The sequence below is a fragment of the Cellulomonas shaoxiangyii genome (assembly GCF_004798685.1).
In the GTDB taxonomy this organism is placed as follows: domain Bacteria; phylum Actinomycetota; class Actinomycetes; order Actinomycetales; family Cellulomonadaceae; genus Cellulomonas; species Cellulomonas shaoxiangyii.
Genome location: NZ_CP039291.1, coordinates 157,102 through 173,017, shown reverse-complemented (window position 1 = coordinate 173,017; position 15,916 = coordinate 157,102). Strand labels below are relative to the sequence as shown.

The following is a 15,916-nucleotide window of genomic DNA, read 5'->3' as shown; positions in this document are numbered from 1 at the left end:
GGGCGGCGGGCGCGGCGGGAGGTCGTGGACGCCCCGACGCTACGACGCGCTGCCGACGGGCGCGCGGTCAGCGTCGGGCGGCGCGACCGGGTGCGGCACGTTCACGCCGGGGGCCGTGCCCTCGGGCACCGTGCTGCGGGATGCCGCGCCGTCGGGTCCCGAGCCACCGGGAACGGGCACGACGCTGCGCGTGGTCAGCCCGATGAACGCCCCGAGCCGCTCGAGCGTCTCCGCCCGGCGCGGCAGCACGTGCGTGAGGCGGGTGCTGCGCACGACGAACGCCGCCCACTGCCCGCGCGAGACCGCGACGTTCAGCCGGTTGCGGTCGAGCAGGAAGTCGAGACCGCGCGGCACCTGCGCCGGCGAGGACGCGGCCGTCGTCACCACGACGACCGGTGCCTGCTGGCCCTGGAACTTGTCGACCGTGCCGACGCGCGTGCCCTGCAGCCCGGCCGCGTCGAGCGCCTGCCGCACGGTGAAGACCTGCGCGTTGTACGGCGCGACGACGAGCACGTCCTGCGCGTCGAGCGGGCGCTCGGCACCGCCGGTGCCCGCGGACGGGTCCCGCCACGTGCGCCCCACGAGGTCCTGCACGAGCGCCACCACGGCGTCCGCCTCCTCGACCGAGCGGACCGCGTTGCCCGCGTGCTCGACGAGCACGCCGTGCACCCCGGGCGCGACGCCGTCGAGGCGCCGCGCGGCCGCGGCGGGCGCGGCGGCGAGCCGGCCCGCGTACGACAGCGTCGACACCGCGGCGCACAGCTCGGGGTGCATGCGGTGCGTGACGGGCAGGAAGTAGCCGAGGTCCGGCGGGAGCGTGTCGTGCCCGTCGGTGAGCCAGCCGAGGGCGGACCGGTCGACCGGCTCGGGGTGCGTGCCCTGGCTGACCTGCGGCAGCTGCTGCGGGTCTCCGAGCAGCAGCAGGTTCCGGGCCGCGCCCGCGACCGCGAACGTCGTCGCGAGCGCGAGCTGGCCCGCCTCGTCGACGACGAGCAGGTCGAGCGGCGCACCCGGCAGCCGGCCGGCGTTGGCGAGGTCCCACGCCGTGCCGCCGAGCACCGCGCCGGCGCCCGGTGCACCGCCGGGGTGCGCGGACCAGAACCCCGCGAAGGCCTTGTCCGGCACCCACGTCCACGGGGCCTCCGGGTCGGCGACGCGGCCGTCCTGCGCACCGGGCGCCTTCTTCGCGATCGCGTCGGCGGGGACGCCCGCGCCGGCGACCGCACCGAGCATGTTCTCCACGACCGCGTGCGACTGGGCCACCACGCCGACGCGCCACCCCTGCCGGACCAGCTCCGCGACGACCCGGGCCCCCGTGTACGTCTTGCCCGTGCCGGGCGGGCCCTGCACGGCGACGTACGAGTGGTCGAGGTCGAGCAGCGCGCGCGTGAGCACGTCGACCGCATCCGCGGGGTCGTCGAGGGGCGGGATCGGTGCGCCGGAGCGCGTGCGCGGCGGGACCCGCCGAGCGAGGTCGAGGACGGCACGCGCCGGGAGGCGCACGTCGCCGCCAGCCGGGGCGAGCGCCGCCCCGTCCGCAGCACCGTCCCCGGCCGGGACGCCGAGCGCGGTCGCCACGTCCTCCGCCAGCGCGCGGATGGCGCTGCGCAGGGTCTCCGTCCGGATCGGGGACGACGGCGCGAGGGCCATCGGCAGCGCGTCGAACGCCTCCGAGCCCTTCGGCCGCGTCTCCTCGACGAGCAGGACCTCGCGCACGCGTCCCCCGCGCTCGACGGCGCCCACGTCGAGCACGGTCATGCGCTCGCACCAGCCGCGGGGGCCGTCGGCGGACGACTTCATGCACGCCGGGAACGGGGCGTCGTACAGGCCGACGGCCTTGGCCCCCGCGCGCAGGTCGCTGCCGGGCTCGAGCCGTCCGGTCATGCGCAGCACGCGTCGCGGCACCTGCCGCCCGGTCGGGCTGTCCCAGTCCTGCACCACCTCGACCTCGTCGGCGAGCAGCACGTTGCGCCGCTCCGCCCAGTCGGACGGGTGCGCCTTCAGCCGGTCGAAGTGCCCCCACCAGTACGGCTTGTCCTCGCGCTGGTGGTAGCGCAGCGCGGCGGCGACGAGCGCGACGGCCTGCCGGCCGGGCGGCCGCACGACGCCCTCGCCGGGTCCCGGCCCGGCGACGGCCATGAGCCCGTCCTCGAGCGGGTCCGGCTCGCCGAGCTCGGCGGCGCGGGCGGCGGCCTCCTCGTCGAGCACCGCCGCACGCTGCGGCTCCAGGCCCGCCTCGCCCAGGCGCGCCAGCAGCCAGTCGCGCAGTCCGAGCGTGGAGAGGCAGTCGTACCGGTTGTACTCGGCGATCGCGGCGATGCGGTCCCGCCACTCACCGTCCCGCCCGGCGTCGCGCGCGGCGACGGCTTCGGCGTACTCGACGATCGAGTCGGCGGCGTTGGTCACGCCGTCACCGCGTCCCTCCGCCATGTACAGCGGCTCGAGCTTCTTCAGCGAGTACGACCGCTGGCCCGTCTGCACGCCCGCGCGCACGGCGGCGTACAGGTCGACGAGGACGCCCTCGCGCAGCAGCCCGTCGACCTCCGCCTCGCCCTCGCCGTGCCGGCCGGCGAGCCGCAGCAGCGCGACCTTCTCGTAGGCGGCGTAGTGGTAGACGTGCAGGCCGGGGAACCGGCGCCGGCGCTCGGCGAGGTAGTCGAGGAACGCGCGCAGCGCCTGCTTCTCCTGCCGGCGGTCGTGCGCCCAGAACGGCACGAACCGCGGCTCCGCGCCGGGCGTCTCCGGGGCCTCGACGACCCCGAACAGGTACTCCAGGCCCCACGCGTCCGGCTCACCGGCGAGCGCGGCGTCGTACCAGAGCGGGTCGCCCTCGAAGTCGAAGAACACGTCGCCCGGGTCCGCGGCCGGCAGCAGCTCCGCGATGCGGTCGGGGTGCGGCACCGCCCACGGGACGTCGGTGGGGTGCGCGGGGTCCGCGTTGCGGGCCTCGAGCTCGACGTGCAGGCGGGCCTGCCGCAGCATGCGGGCGACCTGCGCGGGGCTCAGGCCCTCGACCGCGAGGTCGTCCGGCGCGGCCGCGAGCGCGTCGACGGTCGTGATGCCGGCCGCGGCGAGCAGCGTGCGCTGGCGCTCGTACACGCCGGCGGCCAGCGTGGGGTCGCGCCGGGCCTCGAGCTCGGCGACGCACAGCGCGCAGCGGCCGCACGCCGCCACGTCCGGCGCGCCCCAGGAGACCGGTGCGTCGGCGGTGCGGTGCGCGTCCAGCAGCGCCTCGAGCCGGGCCCGACGCTCCCGGTACACGGGGACGAGGTCGGTGACGGCGTGCGTCGCGGTCGCCCCGTCCCCGAGGACGAGGACGACCTCCGGCGCCACGGGCACCCCGGCGTGGTCGAGCTGGTCGACGTACGCGGCGACCTGCAGCAGCGCCGTCGGCTGGGCGTTGCGGGCCAGCTTCGCGTCCCGCACGCTCCACACGTCGCCGTCCGGGCCGGGCTCGCGCACGACGAAGTCCGCGCGCCCGACGAACCGCCCGTCGAAGAACGCCGCCTGGTGCAGCACGTCGGCGCCGCCGGCGACCCGGTCGAGCGTCGCGACGTGGGCGGCCTCGAGGTCGGCGCGCGACTCGGGGTCGCGCGGGCGCGGGACGGCGGCGACCCCGCCGGCGGCGCCCGGGCGCCACACGCCGTACCGGTCGACGAGCGTGCGCAGCACCCGCTGCTCGTGCTCGTCGCCGAGGTGCGAGACGCGCGCCAGCATCGCGTCGGCGTCGGTGACGACCGCCGGGCCGCGGCCCAGCCGGGCGTCGAGGGCGCGCAGCACGGCGTACTCGCACTCCGCCGCGGCCGTCAGGTCGCTCGCGGAGTAGGTCAGCGTGCCGTCGTCGAGCAGGATCACACGGTGAGGCTACGTGCCGGCACCGACAGCCCCGCCGCGCGGCCCGACCGGCCGTGCGAGCCGGCCGGTGCGCCGCAGCCACCGCTCCAGCGGCAGCGTGACCAGCGGCGGGACGGCCGCCGCGAGCGCGAGCCCGGTCACCCACCACGGCCACCGCAGCCGCACGGCCGCGACCAGCGCGACGGCCACGTAGACGAGGAACGCGCCGCCGTGCAGCCGCCCGAAGACGGTCACCCCCAGCTCGGTCGTCTCGGTGACGTGCTTGAGGACCATCCCCACGAGCAGACCCGCCCACGTGCAGGCCTCGACGAGGGCGACCACGGCGAAGGCGCGTCCGGTCCTGCTCGGAGCGGCGCCGGGGTGCGCGGCGGTGCTGGTGGCGGTCGTCGTGCCGGTGGTCGTGGCGGGGGGCGGGGGCATGCGGTCGCTCCTGGCTCGGGGGATGGCCGCGCCCATCGTGCCGCACGGCAGCGCGCTGCTCGGAACCCGCGGCGCCGCGCGCCCGTTGCGGGAGTCATGACGACGCAGCGGACGACGGCGCCGGGCACCGAGCGCGCGGCGCGGCAGGTGCTCGGGCGGGACGGGCGGACGGTCGACCGGCCGGTGGGCGGCGGGTCGGACGCGACGTTCCCGCTCGCGTACGTCCGCACGGGGCCGCGCGCCGACGTGCCACCCGTCGTCGTCCTGCCCGGCGGTCCCGGTCTCGCGTCCGTCCTGCCGTACGTGCAGCTCCGCGCGGACGCCGCCCGGCGCGGGCTCGACGTCCTCATGGTCGAGCACCGCGGCATCGGGCTGTCCCGCCGGGACGCGTCCGGCGCGGAGCTGCCGCGGTCGGCCGTCACCGTGGCGGCGGTCGTCGACGACCTCGCGGCGGTGCTCGACGACGCCGGCGTCCGGCGCGCGGTCCTCTACGGCGCGTCCTACGGGACGTACGTCGCCCAGGCGTTCGGCGCGCGCCACCCCGACCGCGTGGCCGCGATGGTGCTCGACTCCCCCGTCCTCGCCCCCGCGGACGACCTCGCGCTGTCCCGCCGGCACCGGCGCCGCCTGCTCTGGGACGGCGCGCTGCGCGACGGTGACGACCCGGCCCTGGCGGGCGTCGCCGCCGCGGTCCACGCCCTGGCGGACGACGTGCCGGCCGCCGAGCTCGCGCACGTCGTGCAGGTGGTGCACGAGTTCGCCGGTCCCGACGTGCTGCACCGTCTGCTCCTCGCCCGACGCGCCGGCCGCCTCCGCGCCGTGTGGGACCGCGTCGCGTCCCTCGGCGCCGGCGAGAGCGAGGGCGCCGGGGTGCCGTTCGTCATGGAGCCCGACCTCGTCGCGGGGATCATGTACGACGAGGTCGGCTTCGGCCTGCCGCCGGACGGGGGCCCGCTCGACCCGCAGCTGACCTTCGCCGACGCGGCGGCCCGGCATGCGGCCCGGGAGACCGTCACGGCCGACGCCGCGGCGGACGCTGCGGTCACCGTCGGCCACGACGACCCGGCAGGTGCGTCGCCGACACGGCCCGGACCGACCGACCTCCCCGCGGCCCTGCCGGCGTTCGCCTGGCCGACGGCGGTCCTGTCCGGCGAGCGCGACCTGCGCACGCCCCGGCCCGTGGCGGAGCGGGTCGTCGACCTGGTCCCGGGCGCGGTCCTCGTGCCGCTCGCCGCCACCGGCCACAGCGCGCTCGACACGCACCGTCGCGCGGCGCTGCACGCGGCGCACGCGGCCGCGGTCGGTGCGGTGCCCCGGCTGCCGGCCCTCGCGGACAGGCTGGCCGCCCTTCCGCGGCGCGGCCCGTCCCGGCTCGTCGGCACGGCCGTCACCGCCGTGGTCCGGGCGACGACGCGGCACCCCTGACGCCCCGGCGCCGACCCGGCCCGAGGCGCCGGACCTGCTCAGCAGACTCGCGCGACCCGGGCGGAGGCGTCAGACCCGCTCCGCCGCCTCGGCCGACGCGACGGCCGTCGCCCGCTCGGCCGCGTCGAGGCCGTGCAGCGGCCGGGGCAGGCACGGGCCGTCGACCAGGCCGCGGTGCTCGGCCAGCGCCGCCGCGACCCGCACGCCGCCGCGCGGGCCGACGAGGTGGAGCAGCGGGGCGAGCGCGTCCGTGAGCGCGGACAGCGTCGCCGCGTCCCCGTCCCGGGCGGCCCGCGCCAGGCGCACGGCCGTGCCCGGCAGCACGCCCGCGAGCACCGACCACCACGTGTCCACCCCGGCCACGAGCGCCGTCGCGGCGAACGCGTCGCCGGACATCCCGATGCCGACGTGCGCCGGCACGACCGTCCGCAGGTGCGCGAGCCGGGCGGTCACGTCGGCGACGTCGCCGGGCGCGCCGGGCACCTTCACGGCGACCACGTGCGGCAGCGCGGTGACGCGAGCGAGCAGGTCGTCGGTGAACGCCACGGACGTCGTGCGGCGGTTCTCGTAGACGACGAGCGGCAGCGGGACGCGCTCGGTCACGTCGGCGTACAGGCCGACCACCTCGTCGTCGGTGAGGGGGTGGTACGACGTCGGGACGAGGAGGATGCCGGCGGCCCCCGCCTCGGCGGCGTCGTGCGCGTGCGCGAGCACGTCCGACGTGCGCAGGGCGCCGATCCCCGCGAGCACCGGCACGTCACCCGCCTCGGCGACGGCCCGCACCACGACGCGCCGTCGCTCGTCGCGGGTCAGGTACTGCGCGACGCCCGTCGAGCCCGGCACGCCCACCGAGTCGACGCCCGCCGCAGCGGCGCCGGCCACGAGCCGCCCGAGGGCGTCGGCGTCCACCCGGTCGTCGTGCAGCGGGGACAGGGGGAAGGCGCTCACACCGGCGAACACGGGTCTCCTCGGGTCGTGCGGCGCCGGTCGCGGCGCCGGCGCCCCACGGTCCCACGGGTCAGGCCGGCCACGCCGGAGTTCCTCAGGACGCGGCCCCGAAGGTGCTGAGGAACTCCGGGGTCGACGGCCGGGGTCGGGCCGACGCCGAGATCGGGTCGGTGGCGGGCGTCAGGGCTCGCGGTGCATCCACGGGGTGTACGTGATGCCGACGAGGACGCCCTCCGGGCTCTGGATGCGCGCCGTCGTCTGGCCCCACGGCTCCTCGTGGGCGTCGACGAGGACCTCGTGGCCGGCGGCGCGCAGCTCCGCGACCGCGTCGGCGACCGCCTGGGCGGACGCGACGTCGAGCTCGAGCCAGGCCTGCGGCACGGGCAGGTCGACGGGCCAGTCCGGGCTGCCGAAGGTCGCCTCCGCCGCCTGGCTCAGCGGCCACCGCGCGAACGAGCCGACACCCGAGAACGAGTCGTTGCGGAAGTACCCGGGCGCGGGCTCCTGGAACGGGATGCCGAGTGCGTCCGCCCAGAACGCGCCGGCCGCGCCGGCGTCCTGCGTGATGGGACCGAACCCTGCGACGAACTGGACCTGCACCGTGGCCTCCCCAGGACGGTGGCGCGGCGCCCGCGCCGTGCTACCAGCGTGGCCCGACACCCCTGCCCGCGTCGACACCCTGGTCGGCCGCGACCTCTCTCCCGACGGATGAAGTCGGCCCCGTGCGGCGGCTCGGCGTGCGGCGCGGCGGCTCGCTCCCGACGATGGAGTGCATGGCTGACCAGACGACGAACCAGGACCCCCGCTCCCAGTACCCCGGCACCGAGGCGCAGACCGGCGAGACGATCGAGCACCCCGGCCGCACCGAGGACATGCCGCAGGAGCCCGACCACGGCGAGCACACGTACCGCGGCTCCGGCCGCCTCGACGGGCGCAAGGCGCTCATCACCGGTGGGGACTCGGGCATCGGCCGGGCCGTCGCCATCGCGTACTCGCGCGAGGGCGCCGACGTGGCGATCGTGTACCTCCCCGAGGAGGAGGACGACGCGCAGGAGACCGTCCGCCTCGTCCAGGAGGCCGGCCGCAAGGCCCTCGCGATCCCCGGCGACATCCGCGACGAGCAGTTCTGCACCGACCTCGTGCAGCGCACCGTCGACGAGCTCGGTGGCCTCGACATCCTCGTGAACAACGCCGCCTTCCAGATGAACCAGGCCGGCGGCCTCGCCGACATCACGACCGAGCAGCTCGACCGCGTCTTCAAGACCAACCTGTACGCGATGTTCTGGATCACGAAGGCCGCGCTGCCGCACCTGAAGCCCGGCTCGACGATCGTCAACACGAGCTCGATCCAGGCGTTCGACCCGAGCCCGGGCCTGCTCGACTACGCGACCACCAAGGCCGGGATCCTCAACTTCACCAAGGGCCTCGCGCAGCAGCTCGCCGAGCAGGGCATCCGCGTCAACGCGGTCTGCCCGGGCCCGATCTGGACCCCGCTGATCCCCGCGACGATGGACGAGGAGAAGGTCGACTCGTTCGGCGGCGACACCCCCCTCGGCCGCGCCGGGCAGCCCGCCGAGATGGCGCCCGCCTTCGTGTTCTTCGCGTCGCAGGAGTCGAGCTACGTGACGGGCGACCGCATCGTCGCCACCGGCGGGAAGCTGGCCTGATGCGGGTCGCGATCGTCGGCGGGCACGGCAAGGTCGCGCGCGCGCTCATCCCCCTGCTGGCGGAGCGGGGGGACGAGGTCGTCCCGCTCGTGCGCAAGCAGGAGCACGCGGACGAGCTGCGCGGCCCCGGCGTGGAGCCGCGGCTGCTCGACATCGAGGGCCAGGACGCGGACGCGTTCGCGGCGGCGTTCGCCGGCGCGGGCGCCGTGGTCTTCGCGGCGGGTGCCGGCGCCGACGGTCGCGCGGACCGCAAGAGGACGGTCGACCTCGGCGGGGCGCTGAAGTCGATCGACGGCGCGCAGCGGGCCGGTGTGCAGCGGTTCGTGCAGGTCTCCGCGATCGGCGTCGACGAGCCCGTGCCGGACGACACCGGCGAGGTGTGGCGCGCGTACGTCGAGGCCAAGCGCGACGCGGACGCCGCCCTGCGCGCCTCCGACCTCGCGTGGACGATCATCCGCCCGGGCGGCCTGACCGACGGCCCGGCCACGGGACGCGTGCTGCTCGGCACGAGCGTGCCGCGCGGTGAGGTGTCGCGCTCCGACGTCGCGGCGGTGATCGCGGCCGTGCTGGCGGAGCCGGCGAGCGTCGGCAAGCAGTGGGAGCTCGTCGCGGGCGACCAGCCGATCACGGAGGCGGTCGCGGCGGGCTGACCGCCGCACGCACGCCGACGGCCCGGTGCCCCGCGGGGTGCCGGGCCGTCGTGCGCGCGGGGACGTCACCGGGGCGCGCGCACGCGTGCGGAGACGGCGCGCCGAACGCCGTCGGAACGGCGGAGACGCGCGGGGCGGCCTCGTCCGTCCGGACGAGGCGGCCGGCGGTCGGCCGTTCCTACCGTCGGCGCGTGACCACTCCCCCGTACGCCCGCACCGGCACCCGGCTCGCCGTCGGCCTGGCCGCGCTCGCCCTCGTCGCGCTCGGCACGCTCCTCGCCCTGGCGCCCGCGGGCGTGCGGGAGTCCGCCGACGACGGCGCACCCGTCGTCCCGTACTGGCAGGTGCTGCTGCCGGCTGCCGTCGCCCTCGCGCTGATCCGGCTGCTGCCCCCGCGCGCGCCGGACCTGGCACCCGCGGTCGTCGACCGGCGGCGGCTCGGGGCGGCGGTGGCCGCGCTGCTGGCGTGCGCGGTGGCCTTCCCGGTCGTCGTGGGCGTCGCGGACGTCGGCCGGTCCGAGTGGTACCACCTCGTGAAGGTCCTGCTGCTGGTCGCGGTGCCGGGACTGGTCGTGGCCGTCACCCGCGGGGCGACGTCCGCGGCGTGGGCGCCCGGTGCGTGGAGGTGGTGGGCGCCGGCCGTCGTGCTGGTCGTCTGGACCGCGCTCTCGCAGGCCGCGCCGTGGGTGCCGGTGCCGGACTACTCGGCGTACCCGGTGGAGCTCGTCGTGGCCGCCGCGCTGGCCACGGCCGTGGCCGCGGGCATCGGCGAGGAGCTGTTCTACCGCGTGTGGCTGCAGACGCGGCTCGAGGCCCTGCTCGGGCGGTGGGGCGGCATCGCGGTCGCGACGGCGGTGTTCGCGCTGATGCACGTCGGGACGCGGCAGGGGCAGGGACCGGTCGTCGAGGTCGCCGCCGCGCTCGTCGCGCAGGGGTCGTTCGGGCTGACGGTCGGGTACCTGTGGTCCCGGTACCGCAACGTGCCGCTGACGATCGCGATGCACCTGGTCGTCAACGGCTACCTCGTGGTCGTCGCCCTGACCCGGTGACCCCGCGGCGGGGGCGTCAGCCGTCCGCGAGCGCGCGGGCGCGCAGGAGGACGGCGTCGAGCATCTCCGGCGTCAGGCGCCGCGTGAAGGTGTTCTGCTGGCTCACGTGGAAGCACCCGAGCAGGGTGAGGGCGCGGCCGTCGGCCGCACCGGCACCCGCACGGCGGCGCAGCACCACCTCGGCGCCGTGCGCGAACGCCGGCCGGGGGCGGGGCACGTCCCAGCCCTGCTCGGAGAGCGTCGTCAGGACCGCCTGCCAGCCGAAGCCGCCCAGCACCACGAGCACGCGCGCCGCGACCACCTCGATCTCGCGCGCGAGCCACGGGCCGCACGTGCGCCGCTCCTCGGGCGTCGGGGCGTTGGCGGGCGGGGCGCAGCGGACGGGCGCGGTGACGCGGACGTCCGTCAGCGTCAGCCCGTCGTCGGCGCTCACGGACGTCGGCTGGTTGGCCATGCCGACCCGGTGCATCGCCGCGAACAGGAAGTCCCCGGAGCGGTCCCCGGTGAACATGCGGCCCGTGCGGTTCGCGCCGTGCGCGGCCGGCGCGAGCCCCACGACCTGCACGCGCGCGTGCGGGTCCCCGAACCCGGGCACCGGCCGGGCCCAGTAGGTCTGCCCGCGGAACGACGCCCGTGGCGCCGCGGCGACCGCCTCCCGCCACGCGACCAGGCGCGGGCACGCGAAGCAGTCGACGACGCGCGCGTCGAGCGTCTCCAGGTCCGGCGCGGTGCCGGCGGCGCGGACCACGTCCGCGGCGGTGCGGGGCACGTCGGCGGCGGTCATCGCGCCGTCAGCGGTCGCCGAGCAGCGCGTCGACCGCCGTGATCGCCTCGGCGGGCGTGCGGACGTACCGCGGCCCGCCCGCGTCCGGGAGGGGCCACCCGCCGATGGCGACCACGGGGGTGCCGACGGAGACGGCGAGGGCGACCTCGTTGAGCGTCCCCCACGAGGTGCCGACCGCCACCACGACGTCGGCCGCCCGGACCACGAGCGCGTTCCGGACGTCGCCGAGGCCGGTGGGCAGCGCGACGGTGACGTACGGGTTGGCCTCGGCGCGGTCCGTGCCCGGCAGCAGCCCGACGACCTCCCCGCCGGCGCCCGCGGCGCCGCGCGCGACCGCCTCCATCACCCCGCCGCGCCCGCCGCACACGACGACGTGGCCCCGCCGCGCCAGCGCCGCGCCGACCTCCTCGGCGTCCCGCTCCTGCGCGGTCGTCGGCGCCGAGGGCCCGACCACGGCCACGTACACGCGGTCGCGCCCGGCGACCCGCCCCAGCCCGCTCACCGGCCCGCCCACCGGCCCACTCAGAACCGCGTCGGGTCGCCCGCGCCCTCGCGCACGACCTCGGGGGCGCCGGACGTCCAGTCGACGACCGTCGTGGGCGTCGTCCCCCGGTCGCCCGCGTCGACGACGGCGTCGAGCTGGTCGTCGAGCTCCTCCTTGATCTGCCAGCCCTCGGTCATGGGCCAGTCCGCACCCGGCATGAGCAGGCTGCTGGAGAGCAGCGGCTCGCCGAGCTCGCGCAGGATCGCGCACGCGACCGGGTCGTCAGGGATGCGCACGCCGACCGACCGCTTCTTCTCGTGCGCGAGGCGCCGGGGCACCTCCGGCGTCGCCGGGAGGATGAACGTGTACGGGCCGGGCGTCGCCGCCTTGATCGCGCGGAACGCCGCGTTGTCGAGGTGCACGAGCTGGCCCAGCTGCGCGAAGTCCGCGCACACGAGCGTGAAGTGGTGCCCGTCGTCGAGGTGGCGGATGCGCCGGATGCGCTCCGCACCGGCGTGGTTGCCCATCCGCGTGCCGAGCGCGTACATCGAGTCGGTCGGGTAGGCGATGAGCGCGTCGTCGCGGAGCATCGCGACGACCTGCGCGACCGCCCGCGGCTGGGGCGTCTGCGGGTGGACGTCGAAGTAGCGCGCCATGCCCGTCAGGCTAGGCGCGCACCGCGCGGGCCGCCGCCCGGACGCGGTCGCGCACCGACGAGGACCCCGGCGGCGGGCCGTGACCCCGAGGTCGCCGACGGGCACCGGCGCCCGCACGGCGGGACGATGGGCCCGTGACCGACAGCGCCCGCCCGCCGGGCCGGACCCCGTGACGACGCCGATCGCGAGCGCCCGGGCGCTCACCCGCACCTACGGGCGCGGGGAGACCGCGGTGCGCGCCCTCGACGGCGTCGACGTGGACTTCGAGCGCGGCCGCCTCACCGCGACGATGGGCCCCTCGGGCTCCGGGAAGTCGACGCTGATGCACTGCATGGCGGGCCTCGACCGGCCCACCTCGGGCACCGTCGTCGTGGACGGCGAGGAGGTGAGCGCGATGTCGGAGCGGCGGCTCACCCGCCTGCGCCGCGACCGCATCGGCTTCGTCTTCCAGGCGTTCAACCTCGTGCCCACGCTCACGGCGCTGGAGAACATCACGCTGCCGCTCGACATCGCGCGCCGCCCCGTGGACCGCGCGCACCTGGACGCCGTGGTGCGCGCCGTCGGGCTGGCCGACCGGCTCGGCCACCGGCCGGCGGAGCTCTCCGGCGGGCAGCAGCAGCGCGTCGCGTGCGCCCGGGCGCTCGTCACGCGGCCGGCCGTCGTGTTCGCCGACGAGCCGACGGGCAACCTCGACTCCGCGTCGGCGCGCGAGGTGCTGTCGTTCCTGCGCCGGTCCGTCGACGAGCTCGGGCAGTCCGTCGTCATGGTCACGCACGACCCGACGGCCGCGTCCTACGCCGACCGCGTCCTGTTCCTCGCCGACGGGCGGGTCGTCGACGAGCTGGCCGACCCCACGCCGGACACCGTCCTCGACCGGCTGGCGGACCTCACCCGGCGGGCCGCGGCTCCCCCGGCGCCGACCCGCTGATGCTGCGCTTCACGCTCCGGGGCGTGCGCGCCCACGCGGTGCGGTTCGCGCTGTCGGTGCTGGCGGTCGCGCTGGGCGTCGCGTTCGTCGCGGGCACGTTCGCGCTGCGCGCGATGCTGTCCGACACGTTCCACGGGATCGTCGACGCGCAGGCGCCGGCGGACGCGTACGTGCGCGGCGCCGAGCCGCTGCCCGGCGGCGCGGGGGCGACCGGGCCGGTCGGCGACGCGCGCACCCCCGTCCCGCTCGCGCTCGCCGAGGAGCTCGCGCGGGTCGACGGCGTGCGTGCCGCGCTGCCCGACGTGTCCGGGCCGGTCGTGCTCGTCGGCGCCGACGGCACCGCGGTGCAGTCCACGCAGGCGCCGAGCATCGGCATCGCCGCCGACCCGCGGGACCCGGCCCTGCGCGTCGTGGCCGGACGCGCCCCGGCGGCGGCCGGCGAGGTCGCGCTCGAGGAGGCGACGCTCGCCTCGTCCGGGCTGGCGGTCGGCGACCGCACGCGCATCGTGCTCGGCGGCGAGGTGCGCGAGGTCGAGGTGGTCGGCGAGGTCTCCGCGGGCGGGCCGCTGGCCGGCGCGACGCTCGTCCTCCTCGACCGCGACACGGGCGTGGCCGCGTACGCCCCCGACGGCACGGTCGCGACCGTCGCCGTCCACGCCCGCGACGGGCTCAGCGAGGAGGCCCTGGTGGACGCGGTGGCCGCGGCACTGCCCGACCTGCCGGGCGGTGCGGGCGCGGAGGTCGTGACGGGTGCGTCGCTGCGCGCGGACCTGCAGGCCGACATCGACCGGCTGCTCGGGTTCGTCACGACGTTCCTGCTGGTGTTCGCCGTCGTCTCGCTGTTCGTCGGCGCGTTCCTCATCGCCAACACGTTCCAGATGTCGGTGCGCCAGCGCGTGCGCGAGTTCGCGCTGCTGCGCGCGGTGGGCGCGTCGCCGGCGCAGGTGTTCGGCGTGGTCGTCGGGCAGGCCGTCGCGGTGGGGCTCGTGGGTGCGGCGCTCGGGGTGCTCGGCGGGCTGGGCCTCGTGTCGGCGCTCCGCGTCGTGCTGGGGCAGGTCGGGATGGACCTGACCGGCGACGTGCCGCTCGAGGGCGGCACCGTGGTGCTGTGCCTGGCGGTCGGCACGGTGGTGTCCGCGCTCGCGGCCGCGGTCCCCGCGCGCACGGCGGCGCTCGTGCCGCCGGTCGAGGCGATGCGCGGCGAGGTCACCGCACCCGAGCGCTCGCTGCGGCGGCGCGCGTGGGCCGGCGGCGCCGTGGTCGCGCTGGGCGTGGCGGGCGTCGCGACGGCGGCGGCCCGCCCGGCCCTGGGCGCGGCCGACGTGCTGCTCGGGGGCGGTGCGGCGGCGGTGCTCGTCGGCGTGCTCGTCGCCGCGCCCACCGTGGCCCGGGCGGCGATGGGGGCGCTCGCGGCACCGTTCGTGCGGCTGCTGCCGCCGATGGGCCGCCTCGCCCGCGGCAACGTGACGCGCAACCCGCGGCGCACGGCCGCGACGGCCGGTGCGCTCGTCGTCGGCATGGCGCTCGTCGGCGCGGTGTCGGTGATCGCCGCGTCGGCGCAGGCGTCGCTCGCGAGCGTCGTCGAGAGCTCGACCGAGGCCGACCTGGTGCTGCGGTCCGCGACGGGCGCGGTCCCGGCCGGCGCGGTCGCGGACGTGCGCGCCCTGCCGGAGGTCGGCCGTGCGGCGGAGGTCGCGTCCACGCCCGCGGGGGTCTCGGCCGCACCGGGCGAGCCCACCGCCGCGCCGGGCGGCGTGGTCGTCGGGCTGGAACCCGGCGTGCTCGGCAGCACGGTCCTCGTCGACGTCGTCGAGGGCGACCCCGCCGACCTCGACGACGCGTCCGCGGTCGTCAACGCGCGGGTCGCCGACGGCGACTGGCACGTGGGCGACACCGTCACCGTGACCACACCGGCCGGTGCGCGCGAGCTCACGGTCGCGGCGGTGGTCGACACGCAGGTGCTGGGCACGCCGGTGGTCGTCACGCGCGACGTCCTCGACGCGCTGGCACCCGAGCCGCAGGTCGACACCGTGTTCCTCGACGCGTCCACCGGCACGGACGTCGCCGACCTGCGCGCCGCCGTCGCCGCCGCCGTCGCGCCGTACGTGGTGGTGTCCGTGCAGGACCGCGAGGAGTACGTCGACGCCCTCGCCGCGCAGGTCGACCAGCTCCTCGTCATCCTCTACGCGCTGCTCGGGTTGTCGCTGGTGATCGCCGTGCTCGGCATCGTGAACACGCTCGCCCTGTCGGTGATCGAGCGCACGCGCGAGATCGGGCTGCTGCGCGCGGTCGGGCTGGGGCGGCTGCAGCTGGCCGGCACGGTGACCGTCGAGTCGGTGCTGACGGCCGTGTTCGGCACGCTCGTCGGGCTCGCGGTGGGCGTCGGGCTCGCGTCGGCCATGCCGCGCGTCTACGCGGAGCAGGGGCTGGACCGGCTCGTCCTGCCGTGGGGCCAGCTGCTCGCGATGGTCGCGCTCGCCGCGGTGGTCGGGGTCCTGGCGGCGGTGTGGCCGGCGGGGCGGGCGTCGCGCCTGCGCGTCCTGGACGCGATCGCGTCGGAGTAGCAGGGCCGTCCAGCACGCCACCGCCGCACGCGGTGCCGGGTGTCCCGTTCCGGCCACCGGCTGGCAGGGCGACGACGTGGCGGACACGCGTCCACGACAGCATCCGGACGCACCCGCCGGCACCCGGACCGCGCCTTCCTAGCGTCGCCGACGAGCAGGTGCGGGACGGGCGGCCGCGACGGCCGTGGCACGTCCCGCGCCACCGACGGACCGGAGGCGACAGTGGCCGAGCTGACGACGGATGTCGAGGAGCAGATCAAGGAGATCGTCTGCGAGATCCTGGAGATCGAGCCCGACGAGGTCACGCGGACGAGCTCCTTCAAGGAGGACCACGACGCGGACTCGCTGCGCTCGATCGAGATCCTCGCGAGCCTCGAGCGGACGTTCCGCATCACGATCGACCAGGCCGAGCTGGCCCGCATGGGCAACCTCGAGGGCGTGTACGCGGTCGTCGACGAGGGCCTCGCGGCCCGACGGGCCTGAACC

At 77.4% G+C, this 15,916-nt stretch carries 14 protein-coding genes; 7 read left to right on the top strand and 7 right to left on the bottom strand.

Features of this window, described 5'->3' with window-relative positions; all coding sequences use genetic code 11:
* Positions 1 to 39: 39 nt before the first annotated feature.
* Both E5225_RS00825 and E5225_RS00820 read right to left on the bottom strand, forming a co-directional pair.
* A complete protein-coding gene (locus E5225_RS00825) occupies positions 40 to 3,855 on the bottom strand; it encodes a TM0106 family RecB-like putative nuclease (protein WP_135972300.1) in 3,816 nt (1,271 codons plus the stop codon).
* Positions 3,856 to 3,864: 9 nt separating this feature from the next.
* A complete protein-coding gene (locus E5225_RS00820; RefSeq protein WP_135972301.1) occupies positions 3,865 to 4,275 on the bottom strand; it encodes a DUF3817 domain-containing protein in 411 nt (136 codons plus the stop codon).
* A 96-nt stretch (positions 4,276 to 4,371) separates the two neighbouring features.
* On the opposite strand from E5225_RS00820, the gene E5225_RS00815 reads away from it, so the two are divergent.
* Positions 4,372 to 5,700, top strand: a complete 1,329-nt coding sequence (locus tag E5225_RS00815) for an alpha/beta fold hydrolase (RefSeq protein ID WP_135972302.1) — start codon at positions 4,372 to 4,374, stop codon at positions 5,698 to 5,700.
* 69 nt (positions 5,701 to 5,769) lie between these two features.
* Here the strand turns inward: E5225_RS00815 and E5225_RS00810 are convergent, their stop codons facing one another.
* Both E5225_RS00810 and E5225_RS00805 read right to left on the bottom strand, forming a co-directional pair.
* On the bottom strand, positions 5,770 to 6,660 hold the full coding sequence (locus tag E5225_RS00810) for a dihydrodipicolinate synthase family protein (protein ID WP_135972303.1): 891 nt from the start codon (positions 6,658 to 6,660) through the stop codon (positions 5,770 to 5,772).
* Between the two features lie 168 nt (positions 6,661 to 6,828).
* Positions 6,829 to 7,248, bottom strand: coding sequence for a VOC family protein (locus tag E5225_RS00805; protein ID WP_135972304.1), 420 nt, complete (start codon positions 7,246 to 7,248; stop codon positions 6,829 to 6,831).
* A gap of 173 nt (positions 7,249 to 7,421) precedes the next feature.
* Here E5225_RS00805 and E5225_RS00800 point away from each other — a divergent pair, with 173 nt between their 5' ends.
* The 3 genes from E5225_RS00800 (at position 7,422) to E5225_RS00790 (ending at position 10,014) form a co-directional block, all read left to right on the top strand.
* Positions 7,422 to 8,315, top strand: coding sequence for an SDR family oxidoreductase (locus tag E5225_RS00800; protein WP_135972305.1), 894 nt, complete (start codon positions 7,422 to 7,424; stop codon positions 8,313 to 8,315).
* The gene (locus tag E5225_RS00795; RefSeq protein ID WP_135972306.1) at positions 8,315 to 8,965 is read left to right on the top strand and encodes an NAD(P)H-binding protein; all 651 of its coding nucleotides are present in this window, start codon (positions 8,315 to 8,317) and stop codon (positions 8,963 to 8,965) included. Before E5225_RS00800 ends, E5225_RS00795 begins: the two co-directional genes overlap by 1 nt.
* A 191-nt stretch (positions 8,966 to 9,156) precedes the next feature.
* Entirely contained in the window at positions 9,157 to 10,014 is an 858-nt protein-coding gene (locus tag E5225_RS00790; protein WP_135972307.1) for a CPBP family intramembrane glutamic endopeptidase, read from the top strand.
* 16 nt (positions 10,015 to 10,030) lie between these two features.
* Here E5225_RS00790 and E5225_RS00785 read toward each other — a convergent pair whose 3' ends face one another.
* From E5225_RS00785 to E5225_RS00775, 3 genes are read right to left on the bottom strand one after another with little or no spacing between them, the layout of a single operon-like run.
* Complete coding sequence (locus E5225_RS00785) at positions 10,031 to 10,798, bottom strand: uracil-DNA glycosylase (protein WP_135972308.1); 768 nt, start codon at positions 10,796 to 10,798, stop codon at positions 10,031 to 10,033.
* A gap of 7 nt (positions 10,799 to 10,805) precedes the next feature.
* On the bottom strand, positions 10,806 to 11,300 hold the full coding sequence (locus E5225_RS00780) for a TIGR00725 family protein (RefSeq protein WP_243738096.1): 495 nt from the start codon (positions 11,298 to 11,300) through the stop codon (positions 10,806 to 10,808).
* Between the two features lie 20 nt (positions 11,301 to 11,320).
* Complete coding sequence (locus E5225_RS00775) at positions 11,321 to 11,938, bottom strand: L-threonylcarbamoyladenylate synthase (protein ID WP_135972309.1); 618 nt, start codon at positions 11,936 to 11,938, stop codon at positions 11,321 to 11,323.
* A 169-nt stretch (positions 11,939 to 12,107) separates the two neighbouring features.
* On the opposite strand from E5225_RS00775, the gene E5225_RS00770 reads away from it, so the two are divergent.
* The 3 genes from E5225_RS00770 to E5225_RS00760 all read left to right on the top strand — a co-directional run bounded on the left by E5225_RS00770 (position 12,108) and on the right by E5225_RS00760 (position 15,913).
* Positions 12,108 to 12,866, top strand: a complete 759-nt coding sequence (locus E5225_RS00770) for an ABC transporter ATP-binding protein (protein ID WP_135972310.1) — start codon at positions 12,108 to 12,110, stop codon at positions 12,864 to 12,866.
* 23 nt (positions 12,867 to 12,889) lie between these two features.
* Positions 12,890 to 15,430: an ABC transporter permease gene (locus E5225_RS00765; protein ID WP_341867944.1), complete on the top strand. Its 2,541-nt coding sequence runs from the start codon at positions 12,890 to 12,892 to the stop codon at positions 15,428 to 15,430.
* A gap of 222 nt (positions 15,431 to 15,652) precedes the next feature.
* Complete coding sequence (locus tag E5225_RS00760) at positions 15,653 to 15,913, top strand: acyl carrier protein (protein WP_208012632.1); 261 nt, start codon at positions 15,653 to 15,655, stop codon at positions 15,911 to 15,913.
* Positions 15,914 to 15,916: the final 3 nt, after the last annotated feature.